The following is a 19,948-nucleotide window of genomic DNA, read 5'->3' as shown; positions in this document are numbered from 1 at the left end:
AGTAAAATGCGGGCTTCTTTACGTCTGAAGATCCGATCAGCACACTCTTCTGCGCCGCAATATCAGCGGCGCAGAAGAATAGTGTGCTAAACAAACGAGGCTTAAACCCCAATCGCGTACTTTAGGGCATGCTGTTTCAATTTGCCTGCGCGTTGGGCGATCATTAGCGCCAGATTACGCGCCAAACTGAGCGGCGGTAGCGAGTTACTGAACGCGTTATAAAACAGATCCATACTGCCTTGCATCATCAGGTTATCAGGCTTGCGACGATGCTGGTAACGACGCAACACCCGCTCGGAATACCACTCTTCTCCTGTATCGCGTGCACTCCTCAGCACATCCAGCAGCGCCTCAACATCCCGATACCCCAAATTCACCCCCTGACCGGCCAGAGGATTGATGGTGTGCGCGGCATCCCCCAGCAGCGCCAGCCCCGGCTGAACATAGGTTTGCGCATGGCGTCGCACCAACGGAAACGAGCCTGCCGCCAACGATTTGACCGGCCCCAGACGCGCAGGAAAAGTCGCCGCAATTTCTTTATCCAACTGTGCCAGCGGCATTGCCTGGAGTTGTCGAATTCGCTGCGGACTGTCATACCAGACCAGCGAGCCCCAATGGTTAAACAGCGGCAAAAACGCACGTGGCCCGGCGGGCGTAAACTGCTGCCAGGTCACATCCTGTTGCGGATAGGCCATTTCGACGCTGATTAACATACAGGCTTGGCGATACTGCCAGCCGCTGATGCCGATACCGGCCCACTGCCTCACCTGAGAGTTTGCGCCATCAGCACCAATCACCAGTGACGCGCTCAGCGTGTGCCCATTTTCAAGCTGCAAACTCCAGCCCTGACCGGTTTGTTGTAAGCATTCAGGCGCCGCCGGGTAATAGCGCTGACAATTATCCTCTTCGCTCAAACATTCCCAAAGCGCCAACTGCAAAATCCGGTTTTCCACCATGAATCCCAGCTCAGGCAGATGGATATCCGCCGCATCAAACACCACGCGGGCATTCTCCCATTCCCAGGTTTCAAGGCGACGATACGGCGCGCTGCGCATCCGTTCGACCCGCTGCCAGGCGCCGAGCTTTTTTAGAAACGCGACAGAGGAATAGCCAACCGCCGAGACGCGGAGATCGGGCGCGCTTTCTCTATCAAAAAGCGCAGGCGCTTCTTCCTGCTCGACAACCGCAACCTGAAAGCCATCCCGAGCCAGACCCAATGCGGCGGCGGCACCGACCATACCGCCCCCGACAACGATCGCATCATAATGCATAATGGTTTTCTTCCTCTGTAGCTATCGTCGTTAACTCTCGTGGAAACACCTAAAACAGTGTACTGGATTTCGGATTAACTTTTCAGAAAAGCGGTTATTTTATAAAAGTGAAAACGTTACCCGATCGGCCGTTTTCAGACACTGGTCACAACGTCAGCGAACGATTACAATACCCGCCCCGAATCAAGGGAATCTTTCTTACCCGCACTGAGTAATGGCAAGTCGATGACAAAAAAACTGCATATTAAAACCTGGGGCTGTCAGATGAATGAATACGATTCATCAAAGATGGCCGATTTACTGGGAAGTACGCATGGTTATGAATTAACCGAGGTCGCGGAAGAGGCCGATGTTCTGCTGCTTAACACCTGTTCGATCCGCGAAAAAGCGCAGGAAAAGGTCTTCCATCAACTTGGCCGCTGGAAAGCGCTGAAAGATAGCAATCCCGATCTGATTATTGGCGTTGGCGGCTGTGTAGCATCACAGGAAGGCGCGCATATCCGTGAACGCGCGCACTATGTTGATGTGATTTTTGGCCCGCAAACACTGCACCGCCTGCCGGAAATGATTAACCACGTTCAGGGAACCCGTAGCCCGATCGTGGATATCAGTTTCCCCGAAATCGAGAAATTTGACCGTCTGCCGGAGCCCAAAGCGGAAGGCCCGACGGCATTCGTTTCCATCATGGAAGGCTGTAATAAATACTGTACGTTTTGTGTGGTGCCTTATACCCGCGGAGAAGAAGTCAGCCGCCCGTGTGATGACGTCCTGTTTGAAATTGCGCAGTTGGCCGAACAAGGTGTCCGTGAGGTTAATTTGTTAGGACAAAACGTCAACGCCTATCGTGGCGCAACCTACAACGGCGATATCTGCTCCTTTGCCGAACTGCTGCGCCTGGTTGCGGCGATTGACGGTATCGACCGCATTCGCTTCACCACCAGCCATCCGATAGAATTTACCGACGACATTATCAGCGTGTATGACGATACGCCTGAACTGGTGAGTTTCCTTCATCTCCCCGTGCAAAGTGGTTCCGACCGCGTGTTGACGATGATGAAACGCCGTCATACCGCTCTCGAATATAAATCGATTATCCGCAAACTGCATAACGCGCGCCCCGGTATTCAGATCAGCTCCGATTTTATCATCGGTTTCCCTGGCGAGACGCAGGCTGACTTCGAGCAGACCATGAAACTGATTGCTGACGTAAACTTCGACATGAGCTACAGCTTTATTTACTCTGCCCGGCCGGGTACGCCTGCCGCGGACATGGTCGACGACGTACCGGAGGAAGAGAAAAAGCAGCGCCTGTATATTTTGCAGGAACGCATCAGCCAGCAGGCGATGCAATATAGTCGCCGCATGCAGGGCACCATCCAGCGTATTCTGGTTGAAGGCACTTCTCGTAAGAGCGTGATGGAACTGTCTGGGCGCACAGAAAACAACCGTGTCGTCAACTTTGAAGGAACGCCGGACATGATTGGTAAATTCGTCGATGTGGAAATCGTCGACGTTTACCCGAACTCACTGCGCGGTATCGTGGTACGTACAGAAGACCAAATGGATTTGCGTGTTCACGAGTCACCTTCCCAGGTTATCGCCCGTACACGCAAAGAAAATGAAATTGGCGTTGGCATTTACCAGCCCTAACTCCTTTTACCTTCTTGTCATACTCATCATGGGTGGCGCTGCCGCCCATTTTTATGGCGGGCTATCATCACCATGACATTTGGTTTTGCGAAACCGCGTCCCAATATCATGATTGTTACTTGCACCGTTGGGCATTCACGATAAATAATCCCCGAGACGACGCAACCATAAACAGTGCGATTCTGATGACAAGCTCCGAACCGGCCGACTAAAGCAGGTTCAATAAACCCCAAGAGGAATAATTTGAACGTAACGACAAAAGAGATTGCCCTTGAACCCGCAGATAACCAACGTTTGCTCAGCCTTTGCGGCCCGTTTGACGACAACATCAAGCAGCTTGAGCGTCGTTTGGGTATCGAAATTAATCGTCGGGACAATAGCTTCAAACTGGTCGGCAACGAGCTATATATTCAGGCCGCCGCCGAGATCCTTCAGCGCCTGTATGTCGATACGGCTCCGGTTCGCGGCGACATCGGTGATATCGATCCAGAGCAAATTCATCTGGCGCTCAAGGAATCACGTGTGCTGGAGCAATCAGCCGAAAACATCCCGGATTACGGCAAAGCCGTCAATATTCGGACCAAACGCGGTGTTATCAAGCCACGCACGCCGAATCAGGCCAAATATATTGCCAACGTACTCGACCATGACATCACGTTTGGCGTCGGACCGGCGGGAACCGGTAAAACCTATCTGGCCGTCGCCGCCGCCGTCGATGCGCTGGAGCGCCAGGAAATCCGCCGTATATTGCTGACGCGGCCCGCGGTGGAAGCCGGAGAAAAGCTCGGCTTTCTGCCCGGCGATCTAAGCCAGAAAGTTGACCCTTATCTGCGTCCCTTATACGACGCCCTGTTCGAAATGCTGGGGTTCGAGCGTGTTGAGAAACTGATTGAGCGTAACGTCATCGAAGTCGCACCGCTGGCCTACATGCGCGGCCGAACCCTGAACGACGCCTTTATCATTCTCGACGAAGGCCAGAATACCAGCATTGAACAAATGAAAATGTTTCTGACCCGCATCGGTTTCAATTCAAAAGCCGTGATCACGGGCGATGTCACTCAAATCGATTTGCCGCGCAACCAGAAATCAGGTTTGCGCCATGCTATCGAAGTACTGTCGGATGTCGAAGAGATCAGTTTCAACTTCTTCCACAGCGAAGATGTGGTGCGGCATCCGGTTGTCGCTCGCATTGTCAATGCGTATGAAGACTGGGAAAACGCAGAGCAGAAACGTAAAGATGAACTGGCGGAACAACGTAAACGTGAAGCACAGGAGCACAAATGAGCCAAGTCATTCTTGATTTGCAAATCGCCAGCGAACAGACTCAGGGTTTGCCTGATGAGAAGGATTTTCAGCGTTGGCTGGAAGGCGTGCTGCCCCGGTTTCAGGAAGTGTCGGAGGTGACGATCCGCATCGTCGATGCAGCGGAGAGTCGCCACCTTAACTCCACCTACCGAGATAAAGACAAATCGACCAATGTGCTCTCCTTCCCTTTCGAGGCGCCGCCGGAGATTGAATTGCCTCTGCTGGGGGATTTGATCATCTGCCGTCAAGTTGTCGAACAGGAAGCCGCCGAGCAGCAGAAAACGCCGGAAGAGCACTGGGCACATATGGTTGTCCATGGTAGCCTGCATCTGCTAGGGTATGACCATATCGAAGACAAGGAGGCCGAGGAAATGGAAGCATTGGAAACCGAGATTATGCAGGATATGGGATATGCTGACCCTTATCTTGCAGAAAAAGACGGTCTAATCGAATAAGCCCAATAATTAGAAATTCTGTTTTTATACGTCAGAAGGCCCGGCCTCAATGCCCAAGCCTTCCGATAATTTTCCCTTAACATGAGTAATTTCAATTAAAACGCCATGAGCGACGACCATTCTCAAAACAGCGATAGCCCCAGTCCCAAGAAGGGTTTCTTTTCCCTTATCCTCAATCAGCTTTTTCACGGCGAACCTAAAGATCGTAACGATTTGCTGACCCTGATCCGTGATTCCGAACAAAATGATCTGATCGATCCAGAAACCCGCGATATGCTCGAAGGCGTGATGGATATTGCAGAGCAGCGCGTTCGTGACATCATGATCCCTCGCTCACAAATGATTACGCTGAAACGGGATCAGACACTGGAAGAATGCCTCGATGTCATTATCGAATCCGCCCACTCCCGTTTTCCCGTGATTAGCGAAGATAAAGACCATATTGAAGGTATTCTGATGGCCAAGGATTTACTGCCGTTTATGCGCAGCGATTCAGAGGCTTTCAGCATGGAAAAAGTGCTGCGTAGCGCCGTAGTGGTACCGGAGAGTAAACGTGTTGACCGGATGCTGAACGAGTTTCGCTCACTGCGTTATCACATGGCTATCGTTATTGATGAATTTGGCGGCGTTTCCGGCCTTGTCACCATTGAAGATATTTTGGAACTCATCGTCGGTGAAATCGAGGATGAATATGACGACGAGGAAGATCGTGATATTCGTCAGCTCAACCGCCACACTTTTACAGTGAGAGCGCTGACCGATATCGAAGATTTCAACGAAACCTTTGGCACCCAGTTCAGCGACGAGGAAGTGGATACCATCGGCGGTCTCATCATGCAATCTTTCGGACATTTACCCGCTCGCGGTGAAACTATCGATATAGAGGGCTATCAGTTCAAAGTCGCGATGGCGGACAGCCGACGCATTATCCAGGTTCACGTCAGGATTCCTGACAACGCTCCTCAACCGCAATTGGAAGATTAAATAAGCAATGGCTTTCGCTTCTTTACTGCAACGTCAGCGGGTTCGCATCCTGCTGGCGCTTTTGTCTGGCGCCTTTGGTACGCTGGCATTTTCTCCTTTTGATTTCTGGCCTGCCGCGCTGGTTTCATTAATCGGGTTACAGGCTCTGACACTGAACCGCACGGCACGCCAGTCCGCCTGGATTGGATTCAGTTGGGGATTCGGCTTGTTCGGCAGCGGCATTAACTGGGTATATGTCAGCATTGCCCAGTTCGGCGGCATGCCGGGGCCGATCAATATTGCCCTTGTCGTGTTGCTGGCGGCTTATCTGGCGCTTTACCCGCTGCTATTTTCCGCAGTGATCTCGCGTTTATGGCCCAAAGCGAGCTGGTGGCGTCTAGCTCTTGCTGCTCCCGTCTTATGGCAAATCACCGAGTTCTTACGCGGCTGGGTGCTCACCGGATTTCCGTGGCTGCAATTTGGCTACAGTCAGATTAACGGGCCGCTAAAAGGAATTGCGCCGGTCTTCGGTGTTGACGCGATTACCTTTGTGCTAATGAGTATCAGCGGCCTGACCGTTCTCGCGCTGCACCAGCGAAAAATCGGCCCCGCCGTTATTGCACTGGTTCTGCTGGCATTACTGTGGCCCTTGCGCAATGTCCAGTGGTTTAATCTGCTTCCTGAGCGGGCAGTCAATATCGCATTGGTTCAGGGAGATATTCCCCAATCCCTAAAGTGGGACCCGAATGAACTATCGAATACGCTGAATATTTATCTGAATAACAGCCTGCCCTATATAGATAAAGCACCGATCATTATCTGGCCTGAATCGGCGATCCCCGATATTGAGCGCCGGCAAGGGGCTTATCTTACCCAGATTGACGATATTCTTCGCGGCCACAACAGCAGTCTTATCACAGGCATTGTCGACGTACGCCGTCATGGTAGTCAGGTTGATTACTACAACAGTATTATTGTGCTGGGTGATAAAACGCCTTATCACTACCCTACCAGCAACCGCTACAACAAAAATCATCTGGTGCCATTCGGCGAGTTTGTTCCGCTGGAAACGTTGTTGCGCCCGCTGGCACCGCTCTTCGATTTACCGATGTCTTCTTTCAGTCGCGGGAATTATCTACAGCCCCAGCTCAGCGTAAATGGTTTTAAACTCAACGCCGCCATCTGTTATGAAATTATCCTAGGCCAGCAACTGCGTGATAATTTCCGTGAGGACACCGACATGCTGCTAACCATCTCGAACGATGCCTGGTTCGGCCACTCTATCGGCCCGTGGCAACATTTCCAGATGGCGCGCATGCGTGCACTGGAATTGGGACGTCCTCTGATCCGCAGCACTAACAATGGTATTACGGCGGTCATCACTCCTGATGGTGAAATCAGCGCCGGTCTGCCACAATTTGCGCGCGCCGTGTTAGATACTCAGGTTGTTCCAGCCAGTGGGCTAACGCCTTATGCCCGCTTTGGCGGCTGGCCGCTTTGGATATTCACCTTGCTTGGCGGTTTTGTGGCCGTGATTTTCAGCCGGCAACGCCGTTGATGTTATTTCCGCACAGGTGAAGGGATGCTAATGCCTTCACCTTTCTAAACTACGCTGTTCAATCTCTAAGTTGCAGCAGCGACCGACCTTAACGCCCTCACGCGAAAACGAAAAGAGATAAAAGCGGTCACTACACTAAAGCGATAGTTTATATTAAGTTACCGACATATCTGGCATGGTATTTGCCTATTACTATCCTGTAAATGGTTGTTTCGACGTTTTTTAGCGAGCTGGCCTCGGAGGAAAGCACGCTTTTGGGGCAACGAATGCATCAATACAGCGCCATGTGGGTTTGATGCCGTTATTCGGTGCACCGGAACTCGCAAAAAACAAACATTTCTATTTCAATCCATTTACAATCAGCTACTTTTTAACAGTATACGTTGCTACTTCGCTCTTTAAGGGTGCATAGCCGTACAGTGGAAGTGGCGAAACGTCATCCGTAATTTAGCGATACCATTTTAGATCTACAATTACAGCGCCATAACTACAGCAAAGGAGTTAAAACATGCAAATGCGAAAACTGGCACTATCACTGCTTCTGCTAGGCACTACGGTCAGCCTCGCTCAAGCAGAGGATCTCGCTGGCACTCTGAAAAAAGTAAAAGACAATGGCGTTATCGTCATCGGCCACCGCGAATCATCGGTTCCTTTTTCTTACTACGATAATCAGCAAAAAGTTGTCGGTTACTCTCAGGCCTATTCGGACAAAATTGTAGAAGCCGTCAAGAAAAAACTGGATGCGCCTAACCTACAGGTCAAGCTGCTGCCAATTACTGCTCAGAATCGTATTCCTCTGTTACAAAACGGCACGTACGATCTGGAGTGTGGTTCAACGACCAATAATCTGGAACGCCAAAAACAAGTCGCCTTTTCCAACACCATTTTTGTTATCGGTACGCGTTTGTTAACCAAAAAAGGTTCCGGGATTAAAGATTTTACCGATCTGGCCGGTAAAACGGTGGTGGTAACCTCAGGCACCACCTCTGAAATTCTTCTGAACAAAATGAACGAAGAAAAACAACTGAAATTGCGTATCATCAGCGCCAAAGACCACGGTGACTCCTTCCGTACGCTGGAAAGCGGCCGCGCTGTGGCCTTCATGATGGATGATGCCTTGCTGGCTGGCGAGCGCGCTAAATCGAAAAATGCCGGCCAGTGGGATATCGTAGGTACTCCGCAGTCAAGAGAGGCATACGGCTGTATGCTGCGTAAAGACGATCCGCAATTCAAGAAGCTGGTCGATGACACCATCACGGAAATACAAACCTCTGGCGAAGCGGAAAAATGGTTTGATCGCTGGTTCAAACAACCGATCCCGCCAAGAGATCTTAATTTGAACTTCGAGCTTTCTGATGAAATGAAAACCCTGTTCAAAACGCCGAATGATACGGCTTTAGACTGATTAATAAAGGAAATAAGGGCAGAATCTCTGCCCTATGATTGCTGATTCGTGGCAGGACCAACATGTGGTGATCGTTCCCCATCGCATGTGAAAATCCAATAGATTTCAAAATGCAGGAAAGCGGCAACGGAATGAATACCCCAAGAACTTACATGAGTAAGTCAGGGCAGCTAACGCATTTGTAGTTTGAAAGATAACGGGTAATATGCCGCTCATCAATCTTCAGGGGTAGCCTCGCTACCCTTTTTTACCGGAGTTTGCTATGTCAATAGATTGGAACTGGGGCATATTTCTAGAAGCAGCCCCATTCGGTAATACCACCTATCTGGGGTGGTTATTATCCGGCCTGCAAGTCACAGTCGCATTGTCTATCTGTGCCTGGATCATCGCGTTTTTACTTGGTTCCCTGTTTGGGATTTTGCGTACTGTCCCCAATCGTTTTATTGCGGGAATTGGTACATGCTATGTTGAGTTATTCCGTAACGTACCGCTGATCGTGCAATTCTTTACCTGGTATTTAGTGGTGCCGGAATTATTACCAACCGATATTGGAATGTGGTTTAAGGCTGAACTCGATCCCAATATCCAGTTCTTTCTGTCATCCATGGTCTGCCTAGGTCTGTTTACCGCGGCTCGCGTATGCGAGCAGGTTCGAGCGGGCATCCAATCGCTGCCGCGCGGTCAACAGGCGGCAGGGCTGGCGATGGGGCTGACGCTGCCGCAGACCTATCGCTATGTCTTATTACCCAATGCCTATCGCGTTATTGTTCCGCCATTGACATCCGAGATGCTTAACCTGGTCAAAAACTCCGCCATCGCCTCGACAATCGGGCTGGTGGAGTTGGCGGCACAGGCTGGGAAACTACTGGATTACTCTGCGCATGCCTATGAATCCTTCACCGCCATTACGCTGCTTTATATCGCTATTAATGCGGTCATTATGCTAATCATGCAGGTGGTAGAGCAGAGAACCCGTTTGCCGGGCAATATGGGGAGCAAATAAGCCATGTATGAATTCGACTGGAGTTCAATCTCTCCGAGCTTGCCGTATCTGTTTGCAGGCATGGTCGTCACGCTCAAAATCACGCTAACCGCGGTGATTGTCGGTATTATCTGGGGAACGATTCTGGCGGTTATGCGCCTGTCGACGATAAAACCCATCAGTTGGTTCGCCAAAATATACGTTAACCTGTTCCGCTCCGTGCCACTGGTAATGGTGCTGCTGTGGTTCTATCTGGTTGTGCCAAGCTTGTTGCAGAATGTGCTTGGCCTTTCGCCGAAAACCGATATTCGGTTAATTTCAGCGATGGTCGCTTTTTCGCTGTTTGAAGCGGCCTATTATTCTGAAATTATCCGCGCGGGCATACTCAGCGTTTCACGCGGGCAATCATCAGCGGCGTTGGCCCTCGGTATGACGCATTGGCAGTCCATGAAGCTGGTGATTCTGCCGCAGGCATTCCGCGCCATGGTTCCTCTGCTTCTGACGCAAGGTATCGTCCTGTTCCAGGACACGTCGCTGGTTTACGTGCTCAGCCTGGCTGATTTCTTCCGTACGGCCTCCACCATCGGAGAGCGTGACGGAACACAAGTTGAAATGATCCTGTTTGCCGGATTTGTCTATTTTATTATCAGCATCAGCGCATCAATGCTGGTCAGTTACCTGAAAAAAAGGACGGTTTAATGATTTTCCTGAAAAATATTTCTAAATGGTATGGCCAATTTCAGGTGTTAACCGACTGCTCCACGGAAGTGAAGAAAGGTGAGGTGGTAGTGGTTTGCGGGCCTTCAGGCTCAGGTAAGTCAACCTTGATAAAAACCGTTAATGGCCTGGAACCTATCCAAAAAGGCGAAATTGAAGTCAACGGTATCATTGTTAACGATAAAAAAACCAATCTGGCTCAGCTACGTTCAAAAGTAGGCATGGTTTTCCAACACTTTGAGCTGTTTCCACATCTCTCCATCATTGATAATCTGACGCTGGCCCAGGTAAAAGTGCTGAAACGCAATCGTGAAGAAGCAAGGGTCAAAGCGCAAAAACTGCTGGAGCGTGTTGGGCTGGCGGTTCAGGCAAACAAATACCCCGGTCAGTTGTCCGGCGGACAGCAGCAGCGTGTCGCCATTGCCCGTGCGCTGTGCATGGACCCCATCGCGATGCTGTTTGACGAACCCACCTCCGCACTTGATCCTGAAATGATCAACGAAGTGCTGGACGTTATGGTCGAACTGGCACAGGAAGGGATGACCATGATGGTTGTAACGCACGAAATGGGCTTTGCCCGTAAAGTCGCCCATCGGGTCATTTTCATGGACGAGGGGAAAATCATTGAAGATACGCCTAAAGACGACTTCTTCAATAATGCACAGTCCGAACGTGCGAAAGACTTCCTGGCGAAGATCCTGCACTGATGTATCGAAAGCGTGCCTGACGGCACGCTTTCAGACTGTTGATAAACCTATCTACGGAACCAGAACGGTGAGAATGGGATAGAAGAGTAAAGCGCCCGCACCAGGGATGGTGCGGCCCGAGCTTACAGGGACGTACTTGCAGCGTCTTTACGATCTACCCATTCTCACCGCTCGACGCACTTTGTCATCAACCTCGCTTTCCTATTTAAGTTTTTACAATTTATCCAATCGTTACGGCTGAAAGGGCTGCCGATGGAACTGGTCGTGTGAACATTTTGGGCAGCGCGGCAGAACCTCCGGCGTATAAAACTCGATATGGTGATGGCATTTCTCGCACACCAGACTCCCCAGCCCCACCACTTCACCGCTATGGTAAACACCATGGTTGTTCACATCTTTGAAGATTTGATGCCACTCCAACTGTGTTTTATCCGTAATGTCCGCCAGCTCTTGCCACAGGCTCTCTTTGATGACTCGCATAAACACGCTGTCGGAAAACTCATCCTGGCTTTCACCGTAGCTGCGCGCAAACTCCCCCAAATCCCGCTTTACCGCCTGAATGACCTGTTCAATTTCTGTTTGCGTCAGCTCAGTGTTTTCCTGCAACGTCTTGCGGGCACTTTGCACCAGTTCGTCAAGATCCCGCTCTCCATTATTCAGCCGGGCTGTCACTGAAGCCATTAACTCGCGGTAATAGCGGGCTACTTTGTTCATGCTTACTCCTGAATCGTCTGATTGATACGCGATGAATCGTGGACTCTCAGCGCCTGAGCCAAGCCAAAAGTCGATCTATCTTCCTCTATTTTAGACTGTTTTTTGTTCAAAACGGGTGACGAAACGCATATTTGCGTAATTTCCCCGCACTTTCAGCATAAAGCGCAGAAATATTCCCCAGTCGAATACAGGGTGTTGTTGCCCCAGTCGCTTATCAGCTATGCTATGCGGATCTTTCGTTATGAATCAGAGCACGCTACTGGCGTAGCTATTCTTCACTCAATAGGACCCCCGGCAGCCATGCAAGAGCAATACCGCCCAGAAGAGATAGAAGCGCACGTCCAGCTTCACTGGCAAGAGAAGCAGACATTTAAAGTGACCGAAGAGCCCGGCAAGGAAAAGTACTACTGCCTTTCTATGCTGCCCTATCCTTCTGGCCGTCTTCACATGGGACACGTCCGCAACTACACGATTGGCGACGTCATTTCCCGCTATCAACGTATGCTGGGTAAAAACGTCTTGCAACCCATTGGCTGGGATGCATTCGGTTTGCCAGCCGAAGGCGCCGCCGTTAAAAATAATACCGCGCCCGCACCGTGGACTTACGCCAATATCGAGTACATGAAAAACCAGTTGAAATCGCTGGGCTTTGGCTACGACTGGGATCGTGAAGTCGCCACCTGCAAGCCAGACTATTACCGTTGGGAACAATGGTTCTTCACCAAACTGTATGAAAAAGGTCTGGTTTATAAGAAGACTTCCGCCGTGAACTGGTGCCCGAACGATCAGACCGTTCTCGCAAATGAGCAGGTCATTGACGGTTGCTGCTGGCGCTGCGACACCAAAGTCGAACGCAAAGCGATCCCGCAATGGTTCATCAAAATCACCGACTATGCCGACCAATTGCTGAATGATCTGGATACGCTGGAAAGTTGGCCTGAGCAGGTCAAAACCATGCAGCGTAACTGGATTGGACGCTCCGAAGGCGTGGAAATCACCTTTGCCATCGCGGATAGTCAGGAGAAATTAAGCGTCTATACGACGCGTCCCGATACATTCATGGGCGTGACGTACGTTGCCGTTGCCGCCAGTCATCCTCTGGCGCAGCAAGCCGCTGCAAACAATCCTGAGCTGGCTGATTTCATTGCCGAATGCCGCAACACCAAAGTGGCGGAAGCGGACATGGCGACGATGGAGAAGAAAGGCATGGCCACTGGCCTGTATGCCATCCATCCGCTCAACGGAGAAAAAGTCGCGATCTGGGCCGCAAATTTTGTTCTGATGGATTACGGTACAGGCGCGGTGATGGCCGTGCCGGGTCACGACCAGCGCGACTGGGAATTCGCCAACAAATATGACCTGTCAATAAAACCGGTCATTCTGAACAGCGACGGTAGCGAACCGGATCTGTCCTCGCAAGCGATGACGGAAAAAGGCCGTTTGTTCAACTCAGGGGAATTTGACGGTCTGGATTTTGAGGCTGCCTTTAACGCCGTTGCCGACAAGCTGGTTTCACTGGGAGTCGGCGAGCGGAAGGTCAACTACCGTTTACGCGATTGGGGCGTTTCCCGTCAGCGTTACTGGGGCGCCCCTATTCCGATGGTGACGTTGGAAGATGGCACCGTTATCCCCACGCCGGAGGATCAACTGCCGGTCGTGCTGCCGGAAGACGTGGTCATGGACGGTATTACCAGCCCGCTCAAATCCAACCCTGAGTGGGCCAAAACAACAGTGAATGGTCAGCCCGCGCTGCGTGAAACCGACACCTTCGACACGTTTATGGAGTCCTCCTGGTATTATGCGCGCTACACCTGTCCGCAGTACGATCAGGGTATGCTGGAGCCGGCGGCGGCTAACTATTGGTTGCCGGTCGACCAGTATGTCGGCGGGATTGAACATGCCATCATGCACCTGATGTATTTCCGCTTCTTCCACAAGCTTCTGCGCGATGCCGGTCTGGTAACATCCGACGAACCGGCCAAACGTCTGTTGTGTCAAGGCATGGTACTGGCGGATGCGTTCTATTACCTGGGTACTAACGGTGAGCGCATCTGGGTTCCCCCCCTGGATGTCACCATTGAGCGCGATGAAAAAGGCCGCATCATTAAGTCGACCGATAATGAAGGACGCGACGTGGTTTACGCCGGCATGAGCAAAATGTCGAAGTCCAAGAACAACGGTATCGACCCCCAGGTCATGGTTGAAAAATACGGTGCGGATACGGTGCGCCTGTTTATGATGTTCGCTTCACCGGCCGAAATGACGCTGGAATGGCAGGAATCCGGCGTTGAGGGGGCTAACCGTTTCCTCAAACGCGTCTGGAAACAGGCGTTCGATCATACGGAGAAAGGCGCGACTCAGCCGCTGGACATCGCTACCCTGACGGACGATCAGAAATCGTTGCGCCGCGATCTGCATAAAACCATTGCCAAAGTGACGGATGATATCGGCCGTCGGCAGACCTTCAATACCGCGATCGCCGCTATCATGGAACTGATGAACAAACTCGCTAAGGCACCACAGGATAGCGATCAGGATCGCGCACTGACGCAAGAAACGTTGCTGGCCGTTGTGCGCATGCTGTACCCGTTCACACCGCATGTCTGCTTTGTACTGTGGCGCGCATTGCAGGGTGAGGGCGATATTGATACGGCGCCGTGGCCGGTGGCAGAAGAAAATGCAATGGTAGAAGACTCAAAACTGGTCGTCGTTCAGGTGAACGGTAAAGTTCGTGGTAAAGTCACCGTTGCGGCTGACGCCAGTGAAGAGCAGGTTCGTGAACGTGCTGCGCAGGAACCTCTGGTAGCGAAATACCTGAACGGCGTCACTGTACGTAAAGTGATTTATGTCCCTGGCAAACTGCTTAACCTGGTTGTGGGTTAAGGCAAGGAGGAACTGTGCGACATCGTCTATTCATGTTGTTGCTGGGGCTGACGGTGTTAATCACCGCCGGCTGCGGTTTTCATCTGCGCGGTACGACACAAGTACCCGCGCAGTTACAAACTCTGGTACTGGACAGCAGCGACCCCTATGGGCCAGTGACGCGTTCGGTACGTGAAGAGTTACGCTTAAGCGACGTGAAAATCGTCGACGATGCGACACGGCAGGATATCCCTTCCCTGCGTTTACTGAGTTTCTCTGAGACGAAAGACACCGTTTCCATTTTCCAGGACGGGAAAACGGCGGAATATCAGATGGTGCTGACGTTACGTGCACAGGTACTGATGCCGGGCGAGGACATTTATCCGCTCAATGTGACGGTGTTCCGCACCTTCTTTGATAACCCATTGACTGCATTGGCAAAAGATGCCGAGCAGGATATTATTCGTCAGGAAATGCGTACGCAGGCCGCCCGACAACTGGTGCGTAAATTACTGACTGTCAACAGCGCTCAGGAAGTCGAAAACGGGCAGCAGCCTGCTTCCGCCACCCTTTCTTCCCATCGTTCATGATTCGCCTCTACCCGGAACAACTCGCCGCGCAACTCCACGAGGGGTTGCGCGCCTGTTATCTGATTTTCGGTACTGACCCGCTTCTCGTGCAAGAGAGTCTGGATAGTATCCGGCGCACCGCCCAGCAACAGGCATTCAGCGAGCATTTCAGCTTTTCACTGGATATTCACACCGACTGGGATGCCATTTTCACTACCTGTCAGGCGCTTAGCCTGTTCGCATCACGCCAGACGCTGTTACTGAACCTGCCGGAAAATGGGCCGAATACCGCAATGGCTGAAAATCTGGTCAAACTGTCCGAATTGCTGCACCCGGATATTTTACTGATGCTGCGCGGCAATAAGCTGACCAAAGCTCAGGAAAACAGCGCCTGGTTTAAAGCATTATCGAAAAATAGCGTGTACGTTAACTGCCTGACGCCAGAACAGGCGCAACTGCCCCGCTGGGTCGCTCTGCGGGCCAAATCCATGAAGCTGGAACTGGATGAACCGGCAAGCCAGTTGATTTGTTACTGCTACGAGGGCAATCTGCTTGCGCTATCGCAGGCGCTGGAACGCCTGGCTCTGCTTTACCCGGATGGGAAACTCACGCTACCCCGCATTGAAGAAGCAGTCAGCGACGCCGCTCATTTTACCCCATTCCACTGGCTGGACGCTTTACTGGCGGGTAAAGGCAAGCGCGCCCTGCACATCTTGCAGCAGCTCCGTCAGGAAGACTGCGAGCCCGTTATTCTGCTGCGGACTCTACAGCGCGAGCTGCTTTTGCTGCTGACATTGAAACGGCAAATGACCAAAACGCCGTTACGTAGCCTATTCGACCAGCATAAAATCTGGCAGAACCGCCGGGATCGCATGACGCAGGCACTACAGCGATTGACGCTGCAACAGTTGCAGCAGGCAATCCGTTTGCTGACGCAACTGGAAATTACATTGAAGCAGAACTATGGTCAGTCTGTATGGGCTGAGCTGGAAACGCTCGCCATGATATTATGCGGCAAAAGCTTGCCGGAAAGTCTGCTATCGCCGTTAGTGTAATTCTGTTTACCGGGGATACGCGTACCGATCCGTTATCCCGATTCTTCATGTATAACCACCATACCCCCAGAGGTTAACCCGTTTGGCCACGCCATCTGATTTGATAAAATCGCCGCCGCCCGATGTGATGAAGCAAACGGGACACGCACCACTGACTGCCTTTTTCGGCGGCACTTTCGATCCCATTCACTACGGGCACCTGAAACCCGTGACTGCGCTGGCGAAAATCGTCGGATTAAACCAGATCATTCTCCTTCCCAATAATGTTCCACCCCATCGGCAACAGCCAGAGGCCAGCCCGCAGCAACGGCTGCGTATGGCACAACTGGCGGCGGAAGACAACGCGCTATTGACCGTGGATGACCGTGAATTACAACGTCAGAAACCGTCATACACCATTGATACGCTCGAAATTTTGCGCGCAGAGAAAGGATCGAACACATCGCTGGCGTTTATTATTGGGCAGGACTCGCTACTGGCGTTGCATCAATGGCACCGCTGGCAGGATATTCTCAACGTCTGCCACCTGCTGGTCTGCGCACGCCCTGGCTATAAAGCAACGCTGACTACGCCTGAGCTGCAACATTGGCTGGAAGCTCACCTCACACAAGATCCGCAGTCGCTGCATCAGCAAACGCACGGACTGATCTTTTTAGCCGATACGCCATTGGTTAGTATTTCAGCAACGGAGATACGCCAGCGGCGTCAGGCAGGTCTGAATTGTCACGATTGGCTGCCTCCCGCCGTACTTCGTTATATCGATGAACACGGACTATACCGATAACCGCTATTTTTGTGGGATTGGCTTTCGGTCGCCGCCCGGCTTTATACCACTCGACAGTGGTGCGTGGTATACTCCGCCGCTAGTTCAATCACAGGGAAAACCCGACAACGCTTTGCAATAAGGCAGCTTGACAGGGTCTTTCCAGGCTATATCAGCGCTAAAAGACGTCCGCCAATTATCAACATCGGATGTCGGCAACCCAGGGGGAACCTTTGCAAGGTCAAGCACTCCAAGAGTTCGTAATTGATAAGATAGACGATTTAAAAGGTCAGAATATCGTGGCCTTGAATGTACAGGGCAAATCCAGCATCACTGACTACATGATCATCTGTACCGGAACATCCACTCGCCACGTCGCCTCTATTGCCGACCATGTGGTTCAGTCTTCACGAGCCGCCGGGGTGATTCCATTCGGTATGGAAGGCGAGAATGTGTCCGACTGGGTCGTTGTCGATCTGGGCGAGGTCATTGTGCATGTGATGCAAGCAGAAAGCCGCCAGTTGTACGAACTGGAAAAACTGTGGGGCTAGCATGAGACTGCAACTGGTTGCCGTCGGCACCAAAATGCCCGACTGGGTGCAAACCGGTTTTATGGATTACCTGCGCCGTTTCCCCAGGGATATGCCGTTCGAGTTTATCGAGATTCCTGCGGGTAAACGGGGCAAAAATGCCGATATCAAGCGTATTCTTGAACGAGAGGGCGAGCAGATGCTGGCCGCCGCTGGCAAAGGTAATCGTATCGTGACATTGGATATTCCCGGCACGCCCTGGGAAACGCCTCAGCTAGCGCAACAACTGGAGCGTTGGAAACAAGACGGACGTGACGTCAGCCTGCTGATCGGCGGCCCGGAAGGGTTGGCGCCAGAGTGTAAAACCGCCGCCGAACAAAGCTGGTCGCTCTCGCCGCTGACGTTGCCTCATCCATTGGTTCGGGTGCTGGTCGCGGAAAGTCTGTACCGAGCCTGGAGCATTACCACTAATCACCCTTACCATCGGGAGTAAGGCGATACGATGAAACACGCGAAATAAACCACTGGATGAAAATAGAACGTAAACCCTTTCGTGATTATACGGCTGAGTCCGCCCTGTTCGTGCGACGCGCTTTAGTGGCGTTTTTAGGTATTTTACTGCTCTCCGGCGTATTGATCGCCAATCTTTATCATCTCCAAGTTTTACGTGTCGATGACTATCGTACCCGCTCCAATGAAAACCGCATCAAGCTGGTTCCTATCGCCCCCAGCCGCGGCATTATCTACGATCGCAATGGCATACCGCTGGCGTTGAACCGGACCATTTACCAGTTGGAACTGGTGCCGGAAAAAGTGGAAAACTTACAGGCCACGCTGGATGCGTTAAAACCCATTATTGATCTGACCAATGATGAGCTGGAAAGCTTTGAAAAAGAGCGTAAGCGTTCGCGCCGTTTTACCTCAATTCCGGTCAAAACGGCGTTAAGCGATGTGCAGGTCGCCCGTTTTGCCGTTAACCAATACCGATTCCCCGGCGTTGAAGTCAAAGGCTATCAGCGTCGCTACTACCCCTATGGCTCCGCGCTGACGCACGTCATCGGCTACGTTTCAAAAATCAATGACAAAGATGTTGAGCGACTGAATAAAGAAGAAAAAATCGCGGATTACGCGGCGACGCATGATATTGGCAAACTCGGAATCGAACGCCATTACGAGGATTTACTTCACGGCAAACCTGGCTACGAAGAAGTCGAGGTCAACAATCGTGGGCGCGTGATCCGCCAGTTGCACGAACAGCCGCCGCAGGCGGGAAGAGATATCTACCTGACACTGGATCTCAGCCTGCAAATATATATCGAGAAGCTGCTTGAAGGCAGCCGCGGCGCCGTGATCGTCACCGATCCGCGCGACGGGGGCATTCTGGCGATGGTTTCTACGCCCAGCTACGATCCCAATCTGTTTGTCGATGGTATCTCCAGCAAAGACTATAATCAGTTACGCAACGATCCCAATCGCCCGTTGATCAATCGGGCGACGCAGGGGGTATATCCTCCCGCTTCAACGGTAAAACCCTATATTGCGGTTTCCGCTTTGACCGCCGGAGTGATAAACATCAACACAACCCTGTTCGATCCCGGCTGGTGGCAGCTACCGGGTTCAGAAAAACGCTTTCGCGATTGGAAAAAATGGGGACACGGTCGTCTTAATCTGACCAAAGCACTGGAAGAGTCCGCGGATACGTATTTCTACCAGGTTGCCTATGACATGGGCATCGATCGTCTGGCCGAGTGGATGACCAAATTTGGCTATGGTGAAAAAACCGGCATCGATATCTCCGAAGAAAGCTCAGGCAATATGCCGACGCGCGAATGGAAGCTACGGCGTTTCAAAAAACCCTGGTATCAGGGCGACACCATCCCGGTAGGGATCGGGCAGGGTTATTGGACGGCAACGCCGATACAGATGAACAAGGCGCTGATCACGCTGATCAATGATGGGCGGGTCAAAACGCCACACCTGCTCTACAGTAGCCGCGAAAACGGCACGACCTTGCCTTTCACCCAGACTGAGCAGCTACAGATTGGCGAAATTCACTCTGGTTTCTGGGAAGTCGCCAAAGACGGTATGTATGGCGTCGCAAATCGACCCAACGGCACCGCCCGCAAGAGTTTTGACGATGCGCCCTACAAAATTGCCGCGAAATCCGGTACCGCCCAGGTTTTTGGTTTGAAAGAGAACGAAACTTACAATGCGCAAAAAATTTCGGCACACTTGCGGGACCATAAACTGATGGTCGCCTTCGCGCCTTACAGTGACCCCAAGGTCGCGATCTCGATTATCCTGGAAAACGGTGGCGCAGGTCCCACGGTGGGTACCATTACCCGGCAGATCCTTGACCACATTCTGCTGGGTGATAACAATACTGAATTACCGAGCGCGCCTCCCGCGCCGCCGGGCAGCGAGAGCGAGTAACAGAGACTC

The 19,948-nt window shown here is 51.8% G+C and carries 18 protein-coding genes; 16 read left to right on the top strand and 2 right to left on the bottom strand.

What is annotated here, in order from left to right; genetic code table 11:
• Window positions 1-101 precede the first annotated feature (101 nt).
• A complete protein-coding gene (gene ubiF, locus EH207_RS05370) occupies window positions 102-1,271 on the bottom strand; it encodes a 3-demethoxyubiquinol 3-hydroxylase (protein ID WP_137713062.1) in 1,170 nt (389 codons plus the stop codon).
• Between the two features lie 225 nt (window positions 1,272-1,496).
• Between ubiF and miaB the strand changes: the two genes are divergently transcribed.
• The 9 genes from miaB to EH207_RS05325 all read left to right on the top strand — a co-directional run bounded on the left by miaB (window position 1,497) and on the right by EH207_RS05325 (window position 11,013).
• On the top strand, window positions 1,497-2,921 hold the full coding sequence (gene miaB / locus EH207_RS05365; RefSeq protein ID WP_137713061.1) for a tRNA (N6-isopentenyl adenosine(37)-C2)-methylthiotransferase MiaB: 1,425 nt from the start codon (window positions 1,497-1,499) through the stop codon (window positions 2,919-2,921).
• A gap of 243 nt (window positions 2,922-3,164) precedes the next feature.
• Window positions 3,165-4,205 carry a PhoH family protein gene (locus tag EH207_RS05360; protein WP_137713060.1) on the top strand — a complete coding sequence of 347 codons (1,041 nt, stop codon included), beginning with the start codon at window positions 3,165-3,167 and terminating at the stop codon, window positions 4,203-4,205.
• On the top strand, window positions 4,202-4,681 hold the full coding sequence (gene ybeY / locus EH207_RS05355; RefSeq protein WP_137713059.1) for an rRNA maturation RNase YbeY: 480 nt from the start codon (window positions 4,202-4,204) through the stop codon (window positions 4,679-4,681). The genes EH207_RS05360 and ybeY overlap by 4 nt, the downstream gene beginning before the upstream one ends.
• Window positions 4,682-4,786: 105 nt before the next feature.
• Window positions 4,787-5,665, top strand: coding sequence for a CNNM family magnesium/cobalt transport protein CorC (gene corC, locus EH207_RS05350; RefSeq protein WP_137713058.1), 879 nt, complete (start codon window positions 4,787-4,789; stop codon window positions 5,663-5,665).
• 7 nt (window positions 5,666-5,672) lie between these two features.
• Window positions 5,673-7,202 (top strand): apolipoprotein N-acyltransferase, encoded by a 1,530-nt coding sequence (lnt, locus tag EH207_RS05345; protein ID WP_137713057.1) that lies wholly within the window; start codon window positions 5,673-5,675, stop codon window positions 7,200-7,202.
• A 508-nt stretch (window positions 7,203-7,710) separates the two neighbouring features.
• Window positions 7,711-8,607, top strand: a complete 897-nt coding sequence (locus EH207_RS05340; protein ID WP_137713056.1) for a glutamate/aspartate ABC transporter substrate-binding protein — start codon at window positions 7,711-7,713, stop codon at window positions 8,605-8,607.
• Between the two features lie 262 nt (window positions 8,608-8,869).
• Window positions 8,870-9,610: an amino acid ABC transporter permease gene (locus tag EH207_RS05335; protein ID WP_137713055.1), complete on the top strand. Its 741-nt coding sequence runs from the start codon at window positions 8,870-8,872 to the stop codon at window positions 9,608-9,610.
• A gap of 3 nt (window positions 9,611-9,613) precedes the next feature.
• Window positions 9,614-10,288, top strand: a complete 675-nt coding sequence (gene gltK / locus EH207_RS05330; RefSeq protein WP_137713054.1) for a glutamate/aspartate ABC transporter permease GltK — start codon at window positions 9,614-9,616, stop codon at window positions 10,286-10,288.
• Window positions 10,288-11,013: an amino acid ABC transporter ATP-binding protein gene (locus tag EH207_RS05325; RefSeq protein WP_137713053.1), complete on the top strand. Its 726-nt coding sequence runs from the start codon at window positions 10,288-10,290 to the stop codon at window positions 11,011-11,013. The genes gltK and EH207_RS05325 overlap by 1 nt, the downstream gene beginning before the upstream one ends.
• 231 nt (window positions 11,014-11,244) lie before the next feature.
• Here the strand turns inward: EH207_RS05325 and EH207_RS05320 are convergent, their stop codons facing one another.
• Window positions 11,245-11,727 (bottom strand): zinc ribbon-containing protein, encoded by a 483-nt coding sequence (locus EH207_RS05320; protein ID WP_137713052.1) that lies wholly within the window; start codon window positions 11,725-11,727, stop codon window positions 11,245-11,247.
• Window positions 11,728-12,027: 300 nt separating this feature from the next.
• On the opposite strand from EH207_RS05320, the gene leuS reads away from it, so the two are divergent.
• From leuS to mrdA, 7 genes are all read left to right on the top strand, one after another.
• Window positions 12,028-14,610 carry a leucine--tRNA ligase gene (gene leuS, locus EH207_RS05315; protein ID WP_137713051.1) on the top strand — a complete coding sequence of 861 codons (2,583 nt, stop codon included), beginning with the start codon at window positions 12,028-12,030 and terminating at the stop codon, window positions 14,608-14,610.
• A 14-nt stretch (window positions 14,611-14,624) separates the two neighbouring features.
• Window positions 14,625-15,179, top strand: a complete 555-nt coding sequence (gene lptE, locus EH207_RS05310; RefSeq protein WP_137713050.1) for an LPS assembly lipoprotein LptE — start codon at window positions 14,625-14,627, stop codon at window positions 15,177-15,179.
• Window positions 15,176-16,213 carry a DNA polymerase III subunit delta gene (gene holA / locus EH207_RS05305; RefSeq protein WP_137713049.1) on the top strand — a complete coding sequence of 346 codons (1,038 nt, stop codon included), beginning with the start codon at window positions 15,176-15,178 and terminating at the stop codon, window positions 16,211-16,213. The genes lptE and holA overlap by 4 nt, the downstream gene beginning before the upstream one ends.
• A gap of 127 nt (window positions 16,214-16,340) precedes the next feature.
• The gene (gene nadD, locus EH207_RS05300; protein ID WP_137715274.1) at window positions 16,341-16,997 is read left to right on the top strand and encodes a nicotinate-nucleotide adenylyltransferase; all 657 of its coding nucleotides are present in this window, start codon (window positions 16,341-16,343) and stop codon (window positions 16,995-16,997) included.
• A 212-nt stretch (window positions 16,998-17,209) separates the two neighbouring features.
• On the top strand, window positions 17,210-17,527 hold the full coding sequence (rsfS, locus tag EH207_RS05295; RefSeq protein WP_137713048.1) for a ribosome silencing factor: 318 nt from the start codon (window positions 17,210-17,212) through the stop codon (window positions 17,525-17,527).
• 1 nt (window position 17,528) lies between these two features.
• A complete protein-coding gene (gene rlmH / locus EH207_RS05290) occupies window positions 17,529-17,999 on the top strand; it encodes a 23S rRNA (pseudouridine(1915)-N(3))-methyltransferase RlmH (protein WP_137713047.1) in 471 nt (156 codons plus the stop codon).
• 35 nt (window positions 18,000-18,034) lie between these two features.
• Window positions 18,035-19,939 (top strand): peptidoglycan DD-transpeptidase MrdA, encoded by a 1,905-nt coding sequence (gene mrdA / locus EH207_RS05285; protein ID WP_137713046.1) that lies wholly within the window; start codon window positions 18,035-18,037, stop codon window positions 19,937-19,939.
• Window positions 19,940-19,948: the final 9 nt, after the last annotated feature.

Source organism: Brenneria rubrifaciens (assembly GCF_005484945.1).
Classification (GTDB): Bacteria; Pseudomonadota; Gammaproteobacteria; order Enterobacterales; family Enterobacteriaceae; genus Brenneria; species Brenneria rubrifaciens.
The sequence above is the reverse complement of the archived record's forward strand: the minus strand, read 5'-3'. Positions and strand labels throughout refer to the sequence as shown.

Excerpts from the sequence above, each read along its gene's own strand:
- rlmH (WP_137713047.1), top strand. The coding sequence starts at position 17,529 with ATGAGACTGCAACTGGTTGCCGTCGGCACCAAAATGCCCGACTGGGTG.
- miaB (WP_137713061.1), top strand. The coding sequence starts at position 1,497 with ATGACAAAAAAACTGCATATTAAAACCTGGGGCTGTCAGATGAATGAA.
- corC (WP_137713058.1), top strand. The coding sequence starts at position 4,787 with ATGAGCGACGACCATTCTCAAAACAGCGATAGCCCCAGTCCCAAGAAG.
- nadD (WP_137715274.1), top strand. The coding sequence starts at position 16,341 with ATGAAGCAAACGGGACACGCACCACTGACTGCCTTTTTCGGCGGCACT.
- ubiF (WP_137713062.1), bottom strand. The coding sequence starts at position 1,271 with ATGCATTATGATGCGATCGTTGTCGGGGGCGGTATGGTCGGTGCCGCC.
- lnt (WP_137713057.1), top strand. The coding sequence starts at position 5,673 with ATGGCTTTCGCTTCTTTACTGCAACGTCAGCGGGTTCGCATCCTGCTG.
- gltK (WP_137713054.1), top strand. The coding sequence starts at position 9,614 with ATGTATGAATTCGACTGGAGTTCAATCTCTCCGAGCTTGCCGTATCTG.
- EH207_RS05320 (WP_137713052.1), bottom strand. The coding sequence starts at position 11,727 with ATGAACAAAGTAGCCCGCTATTACCGCGAGTTAATGGCTTCAGTGACA.
- EH207_RS05335 (WP_137713055.1), top strand. The coding sequence starts at position 8,870 with ATGTCAATAGATTGGAACTGGGGCATATTTCTAGAAGCAGCCCCATTC.
- holA (WP_137713049.1), top strand. The coding sequence starts at position 15,176 with ATGATTCGCCTCTACCCGGAACAACTCGCCGCGCAACTCCACGAGGGG.
- leuS (WP_137713051.1), top strand. The coding sequence starts at position 12,028 with ATGCAAGAGCAATACCGCCCAGAAGAGATAGAAGCGCACGTCCAGCTT.
- mrdA (WP_137713046.1), top strand. The coding sequence starts at position 18,035 with ATGAAAATAGAACGTAAACCCTTTCGTGATTATACGGCTGAGTCCGCC.
- EH207_RS05340 (WP_137713056.1), top strand. The coding sequence starts at position 7,711 with ATGCAAATGCGAAAACTGGCACTATCACTGCTTCTGCTAGGCACTACG.
- EH207_RS05325 (WP_137713053.1), top strand. The coding sequence starts at position 10,288 with ATGATTTTCCTGAAAAATATTTCTAAATGGTATGGCCAATTTCAGGTG.
- ybeY (WP_137713059.1), top strand. The coding sequence starts at position 4,202 with ATGAGCCAAGTCATTCTTGATTTGCAAATCGCCAGCGAACAGACTCAG.